This window comes from Halodesulfovibrio spirochaetisodalis (genome assembly GCF_001672295.1).
GTDB classification, from domain to species: Bacteria; Desulfobacterota; Desulfovibrionia; order Desulfovibrionales; family Desulfovibrionaceae; genus Halodesulfovibrio; species Halodesulfovibrio spirochaetisodalis.
Map to the genome: position 1 here is coordinate 34,001 of NZ_JXMS01000027.1, position 18,974 is coordinate 52,974.

Consider the following 18,974-nt stretch of genomic DNA (forward strand, 5'->3'; position numbering starts at 1 on the left):
GCGAAAAATGAAAATGCCTAGAGGAACTATGCGCTATGAATGAATTCCCAAGAATCGACAGATTACCACCCTATGTATTCGCAGTTGTTAATGATTTAAAAATGGAACTGCGTCATCAAAACATCGACGTCATCGATATGGGTATGGGCAACCCCGACTTGCCTACCCCTGACCACATTGTGGACAAGCTCACCGAGGCGGCGCAAAAAGGTGTTAACCATCGTTACTCGGCCTCAAAGGGCATTCCGAACTTGCGTAAAGCCATTTGTGACTGGTATCAAAGGAAATATAATGTCTACCTTGACCCGGAAACTGAAGCTATTGCAACAATGGGTGCTAAAGAAGGCCTTGCGCATCTCGCCCTTGCCATGCTCTCACCGGGTGATGTAGTTTTCGCTCCGGACCCTACCTACCCTATCCATACATATGCGGCTATTATTGCAGGTGCAGATGTACGCAGGATTCCTATTGGTAAGGGACGAGATTTTTTTGAGGATTTGACAACAGCCACGAAACAGACGTGGCCGCAGCCAAAAGTTCTCATGCTCAGTTATCCGCACAATCCGACAACTGAGCTTGCGACTCCTGAATTTTTCCAAAAAGTCGTAGATTGGGCAAAAAAACATAATGTGTATGTTATCCACGACATGGCATACGCAGATCTTACTTTTGACGGATATGTTCCCCCGAGTTTCCTTCAGGCTGAAGGCGCAAAAGATGTAGGGGTAGAATTTTATTCCATGTCAAAAAGCTATTCTATGGCCGGTTGGCGTGTGGGTTTTTGTGCCGGTAACAAAAAACTTGTCCATGCTCTTACCAGAATCAAGTCGTACCTTGATTACGGTATCTTCCAACCAATTCAGATTGCTGCGACTGTTGCACTAAACGGTCCTGATGATTGTGTGCACGAAATAGTCGAAGTATACCAAAAACGCCGTGATGCATTAATCGACGGTCTTCAGCGTGCGGGATGGGATGTTCCTTCACCGAAGGCCACCATGTTTGTATGGGCGGAAATTCCTGAGCCATTCAAAAAACTAGGTTCTGTTGAATTTGCGAAAAAGCTCCTGCTCGAAGCAAAGGTTGCTGTTTCACCGGGGCTTGGTTTTGGACACTTCGGAGACGATTATGTTCGCTTCTCACTTATTGAAAATGAGCACCGTATCAATCAGGCATGTCGTGGAATAAAAAAATTTTTCCAGAAAGAAGGATGTACTTGTGCCAAGGAATAACCCCCTCGTTTTAGCCATTGCCGGTTTCGGTACTGTAGGCAGTGGCCTTCTTAAAGTTATCAAAGAGAACCGTGAAGCTATTCTTGCACGCACCGGTCGTGAGATTGTTGTAAAGTCTGTCCTTGTACGGGACCTGTCAAAGCCGCGTGCGGCCGACCTTCCTGAAGGTACTATCCTTACAGATGACCCCAAAGTACTTGTGAATGACCCAGAAGTTGATGTTCTTGTAGAACTTATTGGTGGCATTGCTGCTGCAAAAACACTTATTGCAGATGCCATTAAGGCAGGAAAACATATTGTAACCGCCAACAAGGCATTGCTTGCTGAAGACGGTCATGATCTGTTTGCTCTTGCAGAAGAACACAACGTGCACCTCACCTATGAAGCGAGTGTGTGTGGTGCTATTCCGATTCTGGATAGCTTGAAGCAGAACCTTGCAGGTAATCAGGTGCAAAGTCTCGTGGGTATTCTTAACGGGACTGCAAACTACATCCTGTCTGAAATGACAACCAAGCAGCTTGATTTTGACACTGCTTTGAAAGCTGCACAAGAACTTGGTTTTGCTGAAGCAGACCCGACTCTGGATATTGAAGGTTTTGACGCCGCACATAAGCTGTGCCTGCTCACACGACTTGCATTCGGTGTAGAATATCCTTTCAAAGATCTTCCAGTTGTCGGTGTTTCCAAAATTCATCCTAAGGACATCGAATTTGCACGCGAATTCGGCTACCGCGTAAAGCTGCTCGGTCAGGTTCGTAATGTAGACGGAAAGATTGAAGCCGGTGTGTTCCCTATGCTGGTACACCACACGCTGCTTATTGCCCGTGTTGGTGGTGCATACAATGCCGTGCGTCTTGAAGGTAATGCCTGCGGGCCTATTTTCATGCACGGTCAGGGTGCAGGTGATCTTGCAACAGCAAGTGCTGTAATGGGTGACATTCTCACCATTGCCCGTGGTGCAAACCCTAACAACACAGGGTATGTAAAACAGGTTCCGCCTCTGGCAGACATCCTTGCTCCGGAAGATGCTACATCCAAGTACTACTTCCGAGTCATGGTTAAAGATGTTCCTGGTGTACTTCGTGATCTTGCCGGCTCCCTTGCCGAAGAAGACATCTCAATTGCTCAGGCAATTCAGAAGGACGGTACAGAAACTACAGCAGCAGTTGTATTCCTCACTCACGAAGCCCGAGCAGAAGCTGTTCACAAGGCAGTGGAAGGAATGAAAGAAAAAGGACTGGTTCTTGAAGAGCCAGTATTCTACCGGATTCTCTAATGCCTAAACGTATCATCTGCATTGCTGACGGCGCTGCAGATGCTCCCTCTCTTTGCCCCGACGGTACGCCGCTGGAACGCGCAAAGACACCAGTTCTAGATTCTATGACCCGCCACAGTGTGGCGGGTCTTTGCCATACTATTCCCGAAGGTTTCCATCCAGACTCTGATGTGGGAAATATGTCGCTATTCGGTTACGATCCCAGACAGTTCCATCAAGGACGTGCACCTATTGAAGCAGCTGCACTTAAAATCAATGCTTCTCCTGATGATTTAATTTGGCGCGTGACACTATGCTCCGTCACCGATACTCAAATCACAGAACCCTGCGCATCTTCAATCACTCAGGTCGAAGGCGAAGCACTTATACAGATTCTCAATAATGCATGTGCCCAGTCTGAAACTTCTTTTTCCAACAGTTCCTTCATTGCCAATAGCACTTACAGGCACCTGTTGATTCAAAAAAATGGACGTGCTCTGCTGCAAGCGCATGACAAACAACGACTCTCCAAAGGGCAACCTGCATTCTCAATCTGTGGGCCTCATATGCTGCAACAAGCCCCTTTACCACCGTACATTGCTCGGTATCCACTTGAACTGCAGCAGCTTATACAGACTGCGTCAGCCGCATTGCGCAAACATACTGCGAAAGCAAACCAGATCTGGCTATGGGGACAAGGCAGCCCGTACTCATTGCCTGATTTTCATTCAATGCACGGAGTGAATGCCTGCATTATCTCTGGCGTTCCCTTGTTGCACGGCCTTGGACACATGGCTTCTATGCATGTAATTTCCGATTCCTCTTTCACTGGACGTCCTGACACTGACCTTGCGGCAAAAGCATGTGCCGCAATAGAGTTTTTGCGCCATCCGGAAAATGACATCGCTTTTATTCATGTTGAGGCACCGGATCATTGCGGACATCTGGGAGACAGCGAAGGGAAAAAAGATGCTATTGAACGGATTGATTCAGAGCTACTCCCCCTCTTAATGGACAAGATGCCGGAGGCAAGCATTGCGGTGACGGCAGACCATCTTACCCCCGCCGCAACAAAATCGCATGCACATGGAGCTGTTCCTTTCGTGCTCTACCATCCCTCACTGCCAGCACAAAACGAAGTGGCACGATTCACAGAAAAAGAATGTCAAAAAGGAGTGCATCTTTCAAAAGACACACTCCTTCTCTCGCTGCTCGCCAAACTCAAGCTATAGTTAATTCCACTCACCTATGTCGGCAGCAAGCACATACTTGAATCAGTGAACGTTAATTCAAACTCGGTTCCACTGCATGACGTAATTTTAAGTGAGGCAGAAAGTTGCTCAACAAGTGCATGCACGACCTGCATCCCCAACGAGTTGGATTCTGCAATATCAAAATCTTCAGGAAACCCTACACCGTCATCAATAACCTTAAGAACAATGCTCCCTTCCCGCAGCTCTGAGAAAAGATATAACCTGCCCCGATCTCTTCCGATAAAGGCATGCTTGTATACGTTGGAAATAAGCTCATTCAAAATCAACCCACAAGGCACTGCTGTATCCACTGAGAGATGAATTTTTTCCAGATCCACAACCAGCTCTACAGGAACAAGTGATAAAAAGGCTTGCTCAATGCGCCGTGCCAGTTGCTCCACATAGTAGCTGAAATCAATACAGGAAAGATCATCCGTCCGGTACAGTTCTTCATGAACCAGTGTCATTGACTGGATCCGCCTCTGGGAATCAAGGAAGCGCTCTTTGTCCTCAAGATTAGAAATACGTTGTGCCTGTAAACTCAACAAGCTGGAAACAAGTTGCAGATTATTCTTAACCCGGTGGTGCACTTCCTTGAATAAAATATCTTTTTCACGAAGAGAAGCACACAAGGCATCATGAGCATACCTTCTCTCAGTGATATCCTCCGCTACACCTACATATCTATATACTTCCCCCTGAGCATCCGTAACGGGAAAAATTCTAAATCCAACCCACTTAACAACCTGCTGCTTACCCACAACAAAGCGGTATTCGAAACTTACAGGCGAACTACTGCTGTAGATTTGAGGGAGCCTGCTCAAAGCATCTGGACGATCTTCAGGATGCAATAAATCGACAAGCAGCTCTGAATTGAGCGCGAACTGGTCTGGGGTAAGCCCGAACAGTTCCGTCGCTGCGGGGCTCACATACACAAATTCACGAGTCTCAGCATTACGCACAAAAAATACTTCGCGAACGGTCTCGACAAGTTGTCTGAAGCGGGCTTCGCTCTCGGTCAATGCAACCGCATCTTCTTTACGTTCCTTGGCTTCACGTCGCAGTAATGCGTTTGCCCGCTCCAGCTCTTCCGTGCGGCTGCGTACAAGCTCCTTCAAATGCTCTCCTTCAAGAGCGGCTTCTTTCATCAGCTGTGCACGGGTCAAATTTCGTTCAATAGCCTCAATAAGAACATCCATATTCATGAGCGGCTTGCGCAAGTAATCCCATGCACCACGCTGTAAGGCTATAATAACCTCTTCAACCTCATCAGTACCGGAAACGACGATAACCGGTATGGCAGGGTTTACACTTGCAAGTCTGGACAGTACTTCTCCTCCGGAGATGTCAGGAAGACGCCAATCCAGCAAAATCGCATCAATATTTTTCTCTTTAATTAGTGCAAGTCCCTGCAAACCGCTTTCAGCCTGTGTGACACTATACCCTTCATCGGTAAGGTATGCCGCAATTGTCTCCCGCACAACAGGATCATCTTCCATTGTCAGCACATTAGTCGAAACAACCACGCTTCACTCCAGATATTTTCAACGCTTATCCAGTCGTCAGGCATCCCCAGATACTCTGTCTTTGGTTATAATTCCTGCCTACCATACTAAGTGGCGTAATGAACTGTAAAGATGAGAATAATCCGTTATAAAAAAATCCCTCCAGTCACTCGAACCAAAGGGATTTTTCTCATTTTCGACAAAGCTTGCTATGAAAAAGTGCTTATTGCAAAAACTCGCTTAACCGTTGTGCTAAGTAAGTAAAACGTTTTTGCATTTTATTGTTCTTAATCGCCATCGTCAGCGCTTTAGGAGAGCCCACCAAAATAACCAGTTTTTTGCCGCGGGTTACCCCTGTGTAAACAAGGTTACGCTGTAGCAGTACGTAATGCTGGGTAAGTACCGGAATAACAACAGCCTGATATTCAGAGCCCTGAGACTTGTGAATAGAAATTGCGTATGCCGGAACCAGCTCATCCAGTTCATTGAAGTCATAAATAACGTTTTTTTCGTCATCAAAACGCACCGTAAGCTTTTTGTCTTCTGTGTTCACCACACAAATACGTCCGATATCTCCGTTAAAAACATCTTTATCATAGTTATTACGCAACTGCATGACTTTGTCATCAAGACGATATTCACGGTCGCCTCGCTTCAGACAAAGCGGCTGCGGATTCAAAGCCTGCTGCAACAGATTGTTCAGATTGCCGGAACCGGCAGAACCTTTATGCATAGGAGTCAGTACCTGAATCTGATCAATCGGATCAAAACGGAACCGACGCGGTATATGATTCTTTACCAGATCCACAATCATTGCTGCACAACGTTCTGGGTCATCCTGACGGATAAAGTAAAAATCGGATAACCGCTCTTTTGATGACTCCAAAAACGGAACTTCGCCTGCATTAATCTTGTGCGCGTTTGTAATGATGTCAGACTCCTGCGCCTGACGAAAAACTTCATGCAACTCAACAACATCCACCACGCCTGAAGAAATAACGTCTTTCAACACGTTACCCGGCCCTACAGACGGCAACTGGTGTACGTCACCCACAAAAATGACTGTGGCTCCAAGTGGAATGGCCTTAAGCAAATGAAACATCAGCATGGTGTCCATCATCGATGATTCATCAATGACTATCAGACTACACGCTAGCGGGTTATTTTCATTTCGCTGAAAACCGTCTTCACGCGGTGAATATTCCAACAGACGATGGATGGTTTTTGCTTCCACCCCGATAGTTTCAAACATACGTTTTGCAGCGCGTCCTGTAGGAGCGCACAACAAAATTTTAGCTTTAAGCTTTTTATATGCCTGCACTATCGCTTTTGTGATTGTTGTCTTACCGGTGCCCGGCCCACCTGTGAGCACCATCATTTTAGTGCGTACTGCAGTATGCACAGCTTCCAACTGTTCTTCAGCCAAGCTTATGCCTAGTTTTTCAACTACATCTTCGACGATTTCATCAGGATTAGGGATATGAACAGTTTTTGGAGAGCCAAGAATCTTTTTGATGTAGGTTGAAATACCCGATTCATAAGCATAATAGCGACTGCGATAGACTGCTACTTGTCCGTTGGAAAGCTCTTCAACAATAACCCGTTCTTCTCGCTCCAACGTATCAATGGCATCTTCAACCAAGTCTGCACGGATATTAAGCGTGTCAGAAGTTTTGGTCACCAGTCCATCAAGTGGAAAATACACATGGCCTTCATCGGACGTTTTTGTGAGCATGTACAGAGTACCAGCTTCTGCACGCAGTGGTGAATCCACCCCAAACCCAATTTTCTGGGCAATGGTGTCTGCTGTCAAAAAGCCGATTCCGTTGATATCCATTGCAAGCCTGTATGGATTCTCCTGCACAACACTCAGTGCATGCTTTCCATAAAACTTGTAAATGCGAACCGCATACGCTGTCGAAACACCGTGCGGCTGCAAAAACATAATCAGATCACGAATACCACGATGTTCTGACCATGCCTCCTGAATGCCCTTTGCTGTACGTTTACCGATACCTTTCACTGTAGAAAGCCGCTCCGGCTCATTATCCAGAATAGCAAACGTGTCTTCCCCGAAGGCACCAACAATACGTTCTGCAGTCTTAGGGCCAACTCCCTTAATGAGGCCGGATGCCAGATAATGACGAATACCAGCCACTCCTGCCGGAAGGCTGGTTTCATATGTAAGCATTTTAAACTGGCGGCCGAACTTGGCATTCTCCACCCACTCGCCGGTCAACTTCAAAGAGCTTCCCACTTGCGGGTCTGCCATGTTCCCTACAACAGTATAATTATCACCTGCTGAGGTTTTAAATCTGAGCACGGAGTAGCCGTTTTCTTCATTATGAAAGACTACCCGCTCCAGTGTACCGTTAAGTTCGGCAGCGTTCGAATTTTGTGTATCGGTAGGTAAGGTTGGTTGCATGTTGCTCATGTACTGACAGTTATACTATTCGTCAAACCCTCGGGGTTCTACAACGCCTGAAACGGGCGAAAAGAATTGCTTGCTCTGCTGCAGCAATAAATCTGCAAGCACAAGTGCAACCATTGACTTCAACACCGGTACAACCCGCGGAATTGCGCAGATATCATGACGCCCTTTCACCTGCATGGTGCATGGCTCGCCACTTCGAGTTACAGTCTGCTGTTCTTTTGCAATAGACGGGATAGGCTTAATAGCAGCACGGGCAATAACAGGCATACCATTTGAGATACCACCAAGGCTTCCACCACAGTTATTTGAGGTAAAACCTTGTGCATCCATGCCGTCATTATTCTCGCTTCCCAGCATACGTGCAGTCTCAAAGCCCTGTCCGATCTCAACACCTTTTACAGAGCCAACGCTCATAAGGGCATGAGCAAGCAATGCATCCAGCTTATCAAATACCGGTTCTCCCAATCCTGCGGGAACTCCGAGTGCTTCAATCTGCACAATACCACCAAGGGTATCACCATCTTTTTTTACAGCCAGAACGCGCTCATTCCACGCGTCAACAACAGCATCATCTGAAGCAAAATACGGACGTTGCTGTGCCCCTGCGGGGGTAATAGATGGCGCTTTAATTCCACCAAGTTCCACCGTATACGCGTGAATACTGATACCTTGAGTTGCGAGCAGTTGCATTGCAACAGCTCCACCGACAACACGGCTTACGGTTTCACGACCTGAAGATCGTCCCCCACCGCGGTAATCACGAAAACCATATTTCTGATCAAATCCGAAATCAGCATGACCGGGACGCCATTTTTCCATTATGTCCCCGTAATCACGTGAGCGCTGGTCGGTATTCTCAATAATAAACCCGATAGAAGTACCGGTTGTCTTTCCTTCAAAAACACCTGAAAGAATCCGTACTGCATCTGGCTCCTTGCGGGCGGTGGCTGCAATGCCGCCTTGTCCCGGTTTACGTAAGTCAAGCTCACGTTGGATATCCGCCTCAGTCAATGCAATACCGGATGGGCAACCCTCAATTGTGCCGCCCAAGGCCGCACCGTGGGATTCGCCGAAGGTGCTCAGGCGAAACAGTGTGCCGAACGTATTACCGCTCATTGTCTGGCTCCTTACTTAAATCGTCATTGGTTGCCGTATAAACACAAAAAAGGGAATCTTCCATTATGAAAAATTCCCCGGTCAGATACTGAAAAATTATTTCTTAACGAATTACTGTCACAGGACACTCTGCAAGCTGCAGTACTCTATGCGTTGTACTGCCAAGGAACAAGCCTTTAATGTCTGAATAACCGCGTGACCCCATTATGATCATGTCACAGCCTTCACCTTTGGCTACTTGCAGAATAGTTTCTTCTGGAGTTCCGCCAAGCACCATATCTGTCACCTCAACATGGGCTTTTGCAAAAACTTCTTTATACGGATCAAGTAATGCTGCCGCATAGGCATCTAAGTCATTAATAGCTCTTTCATATAGGTCTTTACTGAGCAATGACGTAACTTCAAGGCGACAAGTGAGCAATATAACAGACGCTCCGACCATCGGGGCAAACTTGGCAGCATAATCAACAGCTTTTCTGGAAAATTCCGAGCCATCTACCGGAACAAGAATCTTTTCGATCTTCATATTGCTCTCCTCGCATGATGTTAGGAAGATATTTTCATTGAGTATGTACCATCTAACTATGAAACTGGTTTGGTTTCAAGTAGTTCCAAGATGTTATCAATAATTTCTCCCACCCCCTGCGCTCCATCCACCGCTATATGAGCAGATTCCATATACAGTTCTAACCTTGCAGCTAGAACTTCTTTGATTTCCTCTAGTAACGGCTTATCTGTCAATGAGGGGCGTTGTGCATCCAGAGGATCAGCACGTAATCGCCGTGCCAGCTCCTGTGCAGGGACATCCAGAAATATAACTACTCCATGATCACGCATGAACTCTCTGTTCTGCGCCCGTAAAACCATGCCTCCACCAGTGGCAATAATACGCATCTCACCTTCAGATGCTTCAACCAATGCAGACGACTCGCAGTCACGAAAAGTTTCCCAACCTCCCGCTTCAACAATCTTTTCCACTGTTTTCCCTTGTGATTCACACAAGTATGCGTCTGTATCCACAAAATCCCACAACAACTTTTGGGCAAGTCCCTTTCCCACAGAAGTCTTCCCGCTCCCGCGAGACCCTATCAGATATATTCGTTTCACTTGTTGCATCTGTACTTACCTGCTGTACGTAATGTGCTTCGAGATGGCATGCTTCAACAGTTCCACGGCACAGCCTTCTACAGAGTTGTATGCCAACGGCAATGTAGTCCACCCACCAGCAGCCAGTGGAATTTCAAACGAATCTGCAATATGCAACAACACCCTGTTGTATGCATCATGAACAGCGTCCTGACACTGTAGTGAATATTTTATGCTTGATGGATTCAGCCTGCACCAAAAACGAAACTTTGTTGAGATCCATGTTCGACAGACCATAGGCCGCGCCTCGTAGCAAGAACACTCATTGTCATGCAAAAATGGACACGGGGCAGTCAGCTTTTTGGTAAGCTCCCCCAGTTCATCCCACCTGTCTTCCTGTAACGCTTTCCATAATAACGGCTGTTGCGGGGTAAAATTTGTATGCCATGCTGGAAAGCCTTCTGCAAATGCAGTTGTTACCTGTTCAGTATCCATACAGTGCAAACAAGCTACAGCTTCAAATACATCCATAAAAATTGGCTGAGAACAACAATGGCTGCATCCTTTTACACAGGTCTGCTTACCCTGACCAACCTCACGCTCTACACAGCTATCAACATATTTCCAGAATCCCTGCATCATCGCAGAAATACTGCCTGCAGCTTCTTCAGGAGTCTCAAACAGCAACTCAGGCAACTCATCAGCAGGAGTAACCAATGCAGTAAATGTTGCCTTACGAATAATTCGTTCTTGTCTTGTTTCTGAAACCAAAATGTTTCCCTATCCAATATATAAAAGATTCTAGCATTACTTATAGTAGCTGTAACCGAGCCATATTTTATACAATTCCGTCAACATCAAAGAAATATTCATCACCATTCGATAAAAAGTACCGGTGGTTCGGGCTTTGAGCCTGAAATATTCCATGCTACAGAAGCTAACCACACACTGTACTGGAGGACGAAATTGACTGTCAGACATATTGCCCGAATTCTTGCTACCCTACTTGCTTTCACTACCCTTTTCTTCGTAGGCTGCAGCCAGCCTCCAAAACCTGTTGTGCAGGAAAACATACCCTCACCAGTTGAGGAACAACCCGAAGGCGAGCGCTTCATACAGCTCAGCGACTCTGAAGCCCGTACTGTGAGCCAATCCCTTGCAATTAGCAAACAGGGAATGCGATCCTGGATGAATTTTGCGCCGGCTCTTGATCGTTCAATTGCCTATGTTGCCAAAAAGCCGCAGCAAAAACTCGCGCTCGACCAATACGGCTTGCAGGTCTCATGGAAAACAATGGCGGTTTCATTGCAGCGTATGCGTGCATTATTGCCAAAGCTTGATGCTCACCCTGAACTTCTGGCAGAAAACTTTACCTTTTTCCGTCTGGACTCTGATCCGCAGTTTACCGGTTACTATGAACCTGCGCTAAAAGCGAGTCTGGAGAAAAAAGCAGGATATGCCTACCCGCTTTATTCAAAACCGGCTGACCTCTTCATGCTGAATCTTGAAGATATCCATCCTCGATGGAAAGGCCAGCGTGCATACTACCGTATTGAAAACGGCAGAGCCGTTCCATACTATGACAGAAAAGCCATTGATATGAAGGGAGTGCTTCACGCACAGCAGCTTGAAATTGCATGGGCTAAAGATCCACTCGATATTTTCTTCCTTCAAATTCAAGGTTCAGGAAGACTTATCCTTCCTGACGGCTCTACAAAGCACATTTTATATGCCGGAAAAAACGGCCGTCAGTACGTCTCATTGGGTCGCGTTATGTGCCGGAAAGGACTACTGCCTAAAGACGGTATATCCATGCAGGCTATTCGCAAATATTTCACGGAAAATCCAGAAGATACCTACAAGCTGTTAGCAACAAACCCTAGCTATGTATTCTTCAGACTTTCAGACTCCGGCCCGTACGGTTCCATGGGACAACCTCTTACTCCTCGCGTTTCTCTTGCAACCGACCCTTCCTATCTTCCATTAGGAAGTATGCTGCTGTTCGATGTCCCAATGCCTGAAAAAAGTGCTGCAGGAACATTCCAATATGGTGAAAACCTTGCCGGATTCGGCTTAGCACAAGATACAGGCGGTGCAATCAAAGAACACCATCTGGACTTTTTCAGCGGATACGGAGAAGAAGCAACGTGGATTGCAGGTCATATGAACACAAATGGTGCAGTTTGGCTTTTACTGCCTAAATAAACCACCCAATACCAAAATTTAACAGCCTGAACTCACTGGTCAGTGCAATCATAGGACTCACAGGTCAGCTGCTCGCATAAATTCGGTTATGCGGACAGCTGACTTTTTTATTAGCCAAACAGCGAAGTTCATCGTTACCTTCAAGTCTGATTCCTCTTTATCTACCCCTTAATTCTAGAAGTTGCCTTGCTTCAAATGCAAGTAGTTCGTTTTTTCTCTCCTGTGTTGCCAATGCAACAGACTCACGTTCAATTTTATTCCACGGTTAATCAAAACCTGTATGTCTGTCATACTCGACTGTTATGAACAAAAGCCTGAACGGAGTATCTCACTCTGTTTACTCCTGTTCCAGAGCTCTGCATGAACATTATTCCCGCCTGTAAGGAGTTGTTATGAGTGTAGAAGAGAAAAAACCGTCGTTACTGTGGGCTATTTTAACTTTCTCCCTTCCGGTTGCCGTCATTCTGTACGGCACTGTTGTTGTGGGAGTCCGTCCCCCTGTTCTTCCGTTGCTCGTGGCTGTTGGACTTGCAGGGATCATGTCTCTTCGCATCGGGTATTCCTGGAATGAATTACAGGAAGGCATGCTTGCCTCTGTAGGCAGAATTCAGCTTGCCGTTGCCATTCTTATGCTTGTCGGAATGATCATTCCAGCTTGGATGGCTTCAGGCACTATCCCAGCCATCATCTATTGGGGACTTACTTTTATCTCACCGGAACATTTCCTCGTTTCAACATTCATACTTTGTGCAGTTGCCTCATTGGCTACAGGAACCTCTTTCGGCACCATGGGCACCATTGGTGTAGCTTTACTCGGAGTTGGAGGGGTAATGGAATTTGACCCCGCATGGACAGTGGGTGCCATTGTGTCCGGTGCATACTTCGGTGACAAAATGTCCCCTATTTCTGACTCCACCAACATCACAGCTACTGTATGTAACGTTCCACTGTTCACACATATATCCTCTATGCTCTGGACAACAGTTCCTGCTGCCTTCATTACAATTGCCGGCTACTGGATGCTCGGTTCTATGCATACAGGGGACACTGGTAATATCGCGAATATCAATATCATTCTCACCAACCTTGAGTCTTCGTTCAATTTATCACCTCTTGCGTTCATCCCACCTGCTCTCATGATTGTACTAGCGTACAAGCGCCTTCCAGTACTACCGGTAATGGTCATATGCCTTATCAGCGCTCTTGCCATCGCTATGGCTGAAGGTGCTACTCTTGCAGAACTGGCCGGTCAGTTGACTCGTGGTTACAAAGCCACCACGGCTTCACCGGAACTGAATAAACTCCTCTCCCGCGGTGGACTCATGAGTATTATGGTCACAATTCTGCTGTTAACAAGTGGAATGGCTTTCGGCGGGATTCTCGAAAAGGCACGTGTCCTTGAAGTGCTGCTCGATGCGATGCTCCGCGGAGCTAAATCTGCCACCAGCCTTGTAGGGGCTACACTTACTGCGGCCTATATCATCCTACTGGGTACCGGCAGTCAGATTCTTGCTGTCGTCGTTCCCGGGCGAGCCTTCACTAATGCATACAAGCATGCAGATATTGCACCGCAGGTACTTTCCAGAACATGTGAAGATGCAGGTACTTTGGGGTGCCCTCTTATCCCGTGGAGTGTACATGCGTTCTATATTCTAGGGGTTCTTGGAGTAAGCGCAGTAGACTTTATGCCGTTTGCTTTCTTCAACATCATTATCCCTGTGATCTCTATGACGTGCGCTATCACCGGATTTGGTATTTTCAAAACAAACGGTGAACCTGTACGCCCTCTTGTTACCGCGAAAGACACAACGACTGCCTAAGCATCAAAGGAAATATATGTTCAAAAAATCGATTCAAAATGTCGTATTCATTATGCTGGATACGTTGCAGTTCAACTATCTTGGCTGTTACGGCAATACAAAAGTGAAAACCCCTAACCTCGACAAATTTGCAGAAAAAGGCTTTCTCTTTGAAAATGCCTACAGTGAAGGACTTCCAACCATTCCAGCACGTCGCGCGTTGATGACAGGTCGATTCACCCTTCCCTATGGCGGCTGGAGACCGCTCACTACAGAAGACACTACGCTGACGGATATGCTCTGGTGTCGAGAAGTCCAAACAGCACTCGTCTATGATACGCCACCAATGCGGCTCCCAAAGTACGGGTACTCTCGTGGCTTCGACTATGTCCGCTTTTGCAACGGGCACGAACTGGATCACGAGACATTCAGCCGTCTTCCGCTTAATGCAAAGCTCAAGGGAGAAGACTTTCTCTCTCCTGAATGGCTCAAGAAAAATGCTGATGGTGAATACGACGATTCAAGCAAATCGTTGATCCGTGAAACTGAATGTTATCTCCGCCAACGCCAGCATTGGCAATCGGATGCAGACAACTATGTCTCCGTTGTCATCTCAGAAGCAGATGAATGGATAAAAGAAAAACGGGATCCTAATCGTCCGTTTTTCCTATGGGTAGATTCCTTTGATCCCCATGAACCTTGGGATCCGCCTTCTGTGTGGGAAGGAAAGCCTTGCCCGTACAATCCAGATTACGAGGGCAATCCGCTTCTAATTGCACCGTGGACAGAAATTGACGGCGTTATGACTGATGAAGAATGTAAACACATTCGTGCCCTCTACGCTGAAAAAGTCACTCTGGTAGATAAATGGCTCGGCAAGTTATTTGACTCAATCAAAGCCCAAGGCTTGTGGGACGAAACTATGATTGTCATCACATCTGACCACGGACAGCCTATGGGTGATGCAGAGCATGGACATGGAATTATGCGAAAATGCCGTCCATGGCCTTATGAAGAGTTGGTGCACATACCTTTACTTGCTCATGTACCAGGTGTGCCAGAAGGAAAACGTATTAGAACTTTTGTCCAAAACGTTGATATTACAGCTACTATTCTTGACGCATTAGGGCTTAATGATTCAGAAGCATTAGAAGAAACGGGACATGAAGGCATCAGCACATTCGATGCTGATGAACTACAAGGTATCAGTCTTCTCCCTGTAATGCGCGGAGAAACAGATACTGTGCGGGATTTTGCTATTGCAGGCTACTATGGAATGTCGTGGTCAATCATTACAGATGAGTACAGCTATATTCACTGGTTACAAAAAGAAATTGATACCGATTCCATGAACGCCATCTTTTATGATGGCTCCGGCTCCGGCGGTAATGCAGGAGAACAGTCTGCAAAACTGGAAGTAAAAGAAGAAATGTGGACTTGCGTTCCCGGTGCTGAAGTTTCAGTACCGCAAACAGATGAAATGTACGACCGTAGGATAGATCAGTTCCAGCTGAACAACATTATTGATAGTCACCCAGATAAAGCTAAAGAGCTTCTGCAGCAACTCAAGCTGTATATCGGCGAACTACGCACAACATAACACTCACGCAACGGTGCGCCAGCTCTCATGCATGACAAGGAAAAATCATGATACACAATGTAGACGAATTCTGGAGAGTTAACGTTGATAGCAATGTCTGGGAGCAGGTATTACATCTTGGGCATAAAAAAGAATTCAAACAAGGTGACGTGATCATTAATGCAGGAGAGTTGGTTCATGAGCTATGTTATTTACAATCTGGTGTAGTGTGTATGAAACGAACCTCGTGGGACGGTGCTGAGAAAATCATTATGCATGTTGAACAAAACTCTTTGTTCAGCGAAGCACCGTTCTTTATCAACCGCCCTATCCGTAGCTTTTTTACCTGCTATAAGGATGCAACGGTGTATTTTTTCTCAAAAAACACCGTGGAAAAGATGCTCACAGGGCATCCTGAAATTGCACGAGATATCATACAAACGCTCTCTGAAAAAATGAGTGTTCTCAGCAATCAGTCAGCCTCGCTGGGGCTGGATACACTTGATCAACGCATCATTAAATTTATCCTGCTCCGCTATAACTCCATGCCCCTGCATAACAATGAAGTAATATCGTTAGGTTCACTGCGAATGAAAGATATCGCCAGTATTCTGGGAGTACACAGAGCTACATTATACAAGTCACTTAAAGAGCTAGAAAAAAGCAATTTGATCAAAATTCTTCCTAAAAACAAACTGCATATACTCGACATCGACGGGCTTTCCGCACTCGCATACGAATAATGCTGGAGACACACCATGAGTACAATCCCACCTCTTCCTACAGTTCACCTTGAAAATGACTTTGCCTCATTAACCAATGCTGTAATATTTTTCCATAAAGCTCTTTGTCCTCATTGCAAAAATATGGAAAAAGTGTTGGCTAAGTTTTCTGCGAAAGTTTCAGCTGTAGAGCTCTTCAGCATCGATAGCGAAGTTAACTCGGAAATTATGGAAAAACTCGCTTTGGAGCGAGTTCCGACACTTGTGTTTATTCGAAACGGCTCAGTTGCAACTGTTCATTCCGGATTAATGAACCCTAGGGAACTGAAAGCACTGTACGAAAAACTGCCATAACCTCAGAGGGAACCATGAGTACGGAATATGATCTGATTATTCTGGGTGGTGGTGTCGCTGGAATGACCTCTGCGATCTATGCGGCTCGAGCAAACTTGGAAGTTCTGCTTTTAGACGAGAACGCATGCGGCGGACTTGTCAACTGGACACAAGTCGTCGAAAATGTGCCTTCCCATATGTCGATTGGTGGTATGGAACTTTCAGAGCGCATACAAGAGCAAGTGGAAGCGTTAGGAGTGGATATTGAAGAAGCGGCCTGTATCGACCGCATAGAGCTTACGGGCGATATCAAACTTGTCGAAGCAGACGATGAAAAATACACAGCTAAAGCAATCATTATCGCAACTGGCCGAAAGCCAGTTCCCCTCCAAATAGCCGGAGAGTGTGAGCAAGTTCATTTCTGTGCAATCTGCGACGGAGCTGCTTACAAAGATAAAAAAGTACTCGTTGTAGGCGGTGGTAACAGCGGCTTTGATGAGGCAATAGCCCTGCTTGACCAAGGTGTCTCAGAACTGATTCTCATCGAAAAAATGGATCAATTCTTTGCAGCTCAGACAAATCAGGATGCTCTTTCATTGCGCCCGAACTCTACCCTTCTTCTTTCAACAGAAGTCTCCGCTATCAATTATACTGACAAACTCCATTCAGTCACGTTACGTAATATAGAAACAAACGAAGAAACTACCCACGACTGTGACGGTATTTTCGTTTTTATGGGACAACAACCTGGAACTTCGATCTTTCAGGATCAACTGATATTGGATAGTGACGGATACATCAACACAGATGAACAGATGACAACCTCACTGTCAGGAGTATTCGCTGCAGGTGACGTACGAAAGAAAAAATATCGTCAAATAACAACAGCAATGTCTGATGGAACTATTGCTGCACTTGAGGCAGAACGATACATTCACAGCCTCTGACTACTGCCCTCAATCACAAAAAAAATACAGTTACTAAAAAAGGCGCTGGTTCAGTACAGCGCCTTTTCTCATTTCCATATATATTAAAACAGCAATTCATTTCTATTCAAAACTCATACTATACCGTGAAGACTGATCATTAAGGTGATCAAAAAAATGGGAATACTTAGCTACAGCTGCGTACGGGTCTTTATCATACTCCTTGGCAAATTCTTTGTACTCATTGCATGCATTCACCAAAGAAGTAAGGGCACTAGCTTTTCGAAAATTATTTTCCAACTCAGGATTATCTTCAAGCAACTGCTCAATTTCTTTTTTTCTGAGGATGGCTGCCATTCACCCGAATTGAACCTTTTTTATCTACAACTAATTCAATCTTTGGGCTCGAAGAAATATCATTTGCTGCAAACAACTCATCTAACTTTAAGCGTACCCTATCTTCAGCCTTTTGCTGCCCCATCTGCAAATCTTCAAGCGAAATGACCTTCCCGGGTGTATAGTCCACTCCCATCTGAGAGAAAAAGCTTGCTACTAATCTACTTGGACTTGAAAAATTTATCGCATCTCCAGTTACCTGCTGCTGCCCTGCTGATGGTTTAACTGCGGCTTTGCAGGACCAATCTATTTTATTAACTGAATAGCCGTTCTGTATGCCTTGAATCACAACCTTTTCTCCTGTAATCATAGGAAGTTTTATCCACACGTAATTACTAAAGCAAAGTTTATACCGTAACCACCTGTATTATTTTATCATCAAACAGTAAGAAATAAGTCTATAGTTACGTTCAATCTACTTAACGAATACACATTCCATTAATTCCAACAGTAGATAACAGCCCATTCAACTTAAGGATCCTCCTTAATGCATTCCAACCCAACCTCGCATTGAAGTCATTATTCTCGGCATTGTTTTTCGTGCCTGACAACATGCGTGGGACTCATTACGACCCACCGTGAATATTCCGAGAATAATGACGGAGAGAGGACGGAAGGGGTGACGCGTTAAAGCGCAGAGGGAATGGAAAGGGAGATCTGCGCTAGCATCTCCCGTCCCCCCGCGGGAGCGTGGGAAGAGAAAGCTTGGGACTCGGTTTGATTCAAAGAAACGAGATGGAATAGGTAAGCTTAAGCAAGGAAAGCCATATTGCAAATTGATATGGCAGATTATTTCGGACGAACTCTTTTCGATGAATGCAAAGACAAAGAAGAAGGCCAATCTACTCTTTTCTGACTCGGCTACTTTTTGATTTCATAGATTAGTTTGACCATCGGCTGTCGCCTTGGATCAAACCTCGCGCCGGTAGGCGCTCAACGGCTTCGCCGCGGCTCTTATCGCCTGTGGGAAAGTAGGCAAAGCATATAAACAGAGAAAGCCCGTTAGCTATAAAGCTAACGGGCTTTCTAAAATAAATCTTGGCAGCGACCTACTTTCCCACAGGCTCCCCTGCAGTATCATCGGCGATGGCCGGCTTAACTTCCGAGTTCGGAATGGGATCGGGTGTACCCCA

The 18,974-nt window shown here is 45.8% G+C and carries 17 protein-coding genes and 1 rRNA gene; 9 read left to right on the forward strand and 9 right to left on the reverse strand.

Annotation, left to right across the window (positions count from 1 at the left end):
• The first annotated feature begins 35 nt into the window (after positions 1-35).
• The 3 genes from SP90_RS13325 to SP90_RS13335 are packed head-to-tail and all read left to right on the forward strand — an operon-like array spanning position 36 to position 3,719.
• Positions 36-1,232, forward strand: coding sequence for an aminotransferase class I/II-fold pyridoxal phosphate-dependent enzyme (locus SP90_RS13325; protein ID WP_066857240.1), 1,197 nt, complete (start codon positions 36-38; stop codon positions 1,230-1,232).
• Positions 1,219-2,508 (forward strand): homoserine dehydrogenase, encoded by a 1,290-nt coding sequence (locus tag SP90_RS13330; protein ID WP_066857243.1) that lies wholly within the window; start codon positions 1,219-1,221, stop codon positions 2,506-2,508. Before SP90_RS13325 ends, SP90_RS13330 begins: the two co-directional genes overlap by 14 nt.
• On the forward strand, positions 2,508-3,719 hold the full coding sequence (locus tag SP90_RS13335; protein ID WP_066857245.1) for an alkaline phosphatase family protein: 1,212 nt from the start codon (positions 2,508-2,510) through the stop codon (positions 3,717-3,719). Before SP90_RS13330 ends, SP90_RS13335 begins: the two co-directional genes overlap by 1 nt.
• 14 nt (positions 3,720-3,733) lie before the next feature.
• On the opposite strand, the gene SP90_RS13340 is transcribed toward SP90_RS13335, so the two are convergent.
• From SP90_RS13340 to SP90_RS13365, 6 genes are all read right to left on the reverse strand, one after another.
• Positions 3,734-5,266 carry a response regulator gene (locus SP90_RS13340; protein WP_066857249.1) on the reverse strand — a complete coding sequence of 511 codons (1,533 nt, stop codon included), beginning with the start codon at positions 5,264-5,266 and terminating at the stop codon, positions 3,734-3,736.
• A gap of 202 nt (positions 5,267-5,468) precedes the next feature.
• Positions 5,469-7,670: an SF1B family DNA helicase RecD2 gene (gene recD2, locus SP90_RS13345; protein ID WP_066857251.1), complete on the reverse strand. Its 2,202-nt coding sequence runs from the start codon at positions 7,668-7,670 to the stop codon at positions 5,469-5,471.
• Positions 7,671-7,694: 24 nt separating this feature from the next.
• A complete protein-coding gene (gene aroC, locus SP90_RS13350) occupies positions 7,695-8,795 on the reverse strand; it encodes a chorismate synthase (RefSeq protein WP_066857253.1) in 1,101 nt (366 codons plus the stop codon).
• A gap of 103 nt (positions 8,796-8,898) precedes the next feature.
• Positions 8,899-9,321: a universal stress protein gene (locus SP90_RS13355; protein WP_066857255.1), complete on the reverse strand. Its 423-nt coding sequence runs from the start codon at positions 9,319-9,321 to the stop codon at positions 8,899-8,901.
• Positions 9,322-9,377: 56 nt separating this feature from the next.
• Positions 9,378-9,911, reverse strand: coding sequence for a shikimate kinase AroL (aroL, locus tag SP90_RS13360; RefSeq protein ID WP_066857258.1), 534 nt, complete (start codon positions 9,909-9,911; stop codon positions 9,378-9,380).
• Between the two features lie 6 nt (positions 9,912-9,917).
• The gene (locus SP90_RS13365; RefSeq protein ID WP_066857261.1) at positions 9,918-10,652 is read right to left on the reverse strand and encodes a YkgJ family cysteine cluster protein; all 735 of its coding nucleotides are present in this window, start codon (positions 10,650-10,652) and stop codon (positions 9,918-9,920) included.
• A gap of 195 nt (positions 10,653-10,847) precedes the next feature.
• Between SP90_RS13365 and mltA the strand changes: the two genes are divergently transcribed.
• The 6 genes from mltA to SP90_RS13395 all read left to right on the forward strand — a co-directional run bounded on the left by mltA (position 10,848) and on the right by SP90_RS13395 (position 17,466).
• Positions 10,848-12,086, forward strand: a complete 1,239-nt coding sequence (mltA, locus tag SP90_RS13370; protein ID WP_082936457.1) for a murein transglycosylase A — start codon at positions 10,848-10,850, stop codon at positions 12,084-12,086.
• 392 nt (positions 12,087-12,478) lie between these two features.
• Positions 12,479-13,906, forward strand: a complete 1,428-nt coding sequence (gene nhaC, locus SP90_RS13375) for a Na+/H+ antiporter NhaC (RefSeq protein WP_066857267.1) — start codon at positions 12,479-12,481, stop codon at positions 13,904-13,906.
• 16 nt (positions 13,907-13,922) lie between these two features.
• A complete protein-coding gene (locus SP90_RS13380) occupies positions 13,923-15,485 on the forward strand; it encodes a sulfatase (protein WP_066857270.1) in 1,563 nt (520 codons plus the stop codon).
• A 47-nt stretch (positions 15,486-15,532) separates the two neighbouring features.
• Positions 15,533-16,207, forward strand: coding sequence for a Crp/Fnr family transcriptional regulator (locus SP90_RS13385; protein ID WP_066857273.1), 675 nt, complete (start codon positions 15,533-15,535; stop codon positions 16,205-16,207).
• Between the two features lie 15 nt (positions 16,208-16,222).
• The gene (locus SP90_RS13390; protein WP_066857276.1) at positions 16,223-16,540 is read left to right on the forward strand and encodes a thioredoxin family protein; all 318 of its coding nucleotides are present in this window, start codon (positions 16,223-16,225) and stop codon (positions 16,538-16,540) included.
• A 14-nt stretch (positions 16,541-16,554) separates the two neighbouring features.
• Positions 16,555-17,466, forward strand: coding sequence for an NAD(P)/FAD-dependent oxidoreductase (locus SP90_RS13395; protein WP_066857278.1), 912 nt, complete (start codon positions 16,555-16,557; stop codon positions 17,464-17,466).
• A 102-nt stretch (positions 17,467-17,568) separates the two neighbouring features.
• On the opposite strand, the gene SP90_RS13400 is transcribed toward SP90_RS13395, so the two are convergent.
• The 3 genes from SP90_RS13400 to rrf form a co-directional block, all read right to left on the reverse strand.
• Positions 17,569-17,802: a hypothetical protein gene (locus tag SP90_RS13400; protein ID WP_066857280.1), complete on the reverse strand. Its 234-nt coding sequence runs from the start codon at positions 17,800-17,802 to the stop codon at positions 17,569-17,571.
• A complete protein-coding gene (locus SP90_RS13405; RefSeq protein ID WP_157471308.1) occupies positions 17,771-18,151 on the reverse strand; it encodes a hypothetical protein in 381 nt (126 codons plus the stop codon). Before SP90_RS13405 ends, SP90_RS13400 begins: the two co-directional genes overlap by 32 nt.
• A 726-nt stretch (positions 18,152-18,877) precedes the next feature.
• Positions 18,878-18,974: ribosomal RNA gene (rrf, locus tag SP90_RS13410) — 5S ribosomal RNA — on the reverse strand; the annotation flags it as partial.

Coding starts and splice junctions, on each gene's coding strand:
- SP90_RS13325 (WP_066857240.1), top strand. CDS start 36: ATGAATGAATTCCCAAGAATCGACAGATTACCACCCTATGTATTCGCA.
- SP90_RS13335 (WP_066857245.1), top strand. CDS start 2,508: ATGCCTAAACGTATCATCTGCATTGCTGACGGCGCTGCAGATGCTCCC.
- recD2 (WP_066857251.1), bottom strand. CDS start 7,670: ATGCAACCAACCTTACCTACCGATACACAAAATTCGAACGCTGCCGAA.
- aroC (WP_066857253.1), bottom strand. CDS start 8,795: ATGAGCGGTAATACGTTCGGCACACTGTTTCGCCTGAGCACCTTCGGC.
- SP90_RS13355 (WP_066857255.1), bottom strand. CDS start 9,321: ATGAAGATCGAAAAGATTCTTGTTCCGGTAGATGGCTCGGAATTTTCC.
- aroL (WP_066857258.1), bottom strand. CDS start 9,911: ATGCAACAAGTGAAACGAATATATCTGATAGGGTCTCGCGGGAGCGGG.
- nhaC (WP_066857267.1), top strand. CDS start 12,479: ATGAGTGTAGAAGAGAAAAAACCGTCGTTACTGTGGGCTATTTTAACT.
- SP90_RS13380 (WP_066857270.1), top strand. CDS start 13,923: ATGTTCAAAAAATCGATTCAAAATGTCGTATTCATTATGCTGGATACG.
- SP90_RS13385 (WP_066857273.1), top strand. CDS start 15,533: ATGATACACAATGTAGACGAATTCTGGAGAGTTAACGTTGATAGCAAT.
- SP90_RS13390 (WP_066857276.1), top strand. CDS start 16,223: ATGAGTACAATCCCACCTCTTCCTACAGTTCACCTTGAAAATGACTTT.
- SP90_RS13395 (WP_066857278.1), top strand. CDS start 16,555: ATGAGTACGGAATATGATCTGATTATTCTGGGTGGTGGTGTCGCTGGA.
- SP90_RS13400 (WP_066857280.1), bottom strand. CDS start 17,802: ATGGCAGCCATCCTCAGAAAAAAAGAAATTGAGCAGTTGCTTGAAGAT.
- SP90_RS13405 (WP_157471308.1), bottom strand. CDS start 18,151: ATGATTACAGGAGAAAAGGTTGTGATTCAAGGCATACAGAACGGCTAT.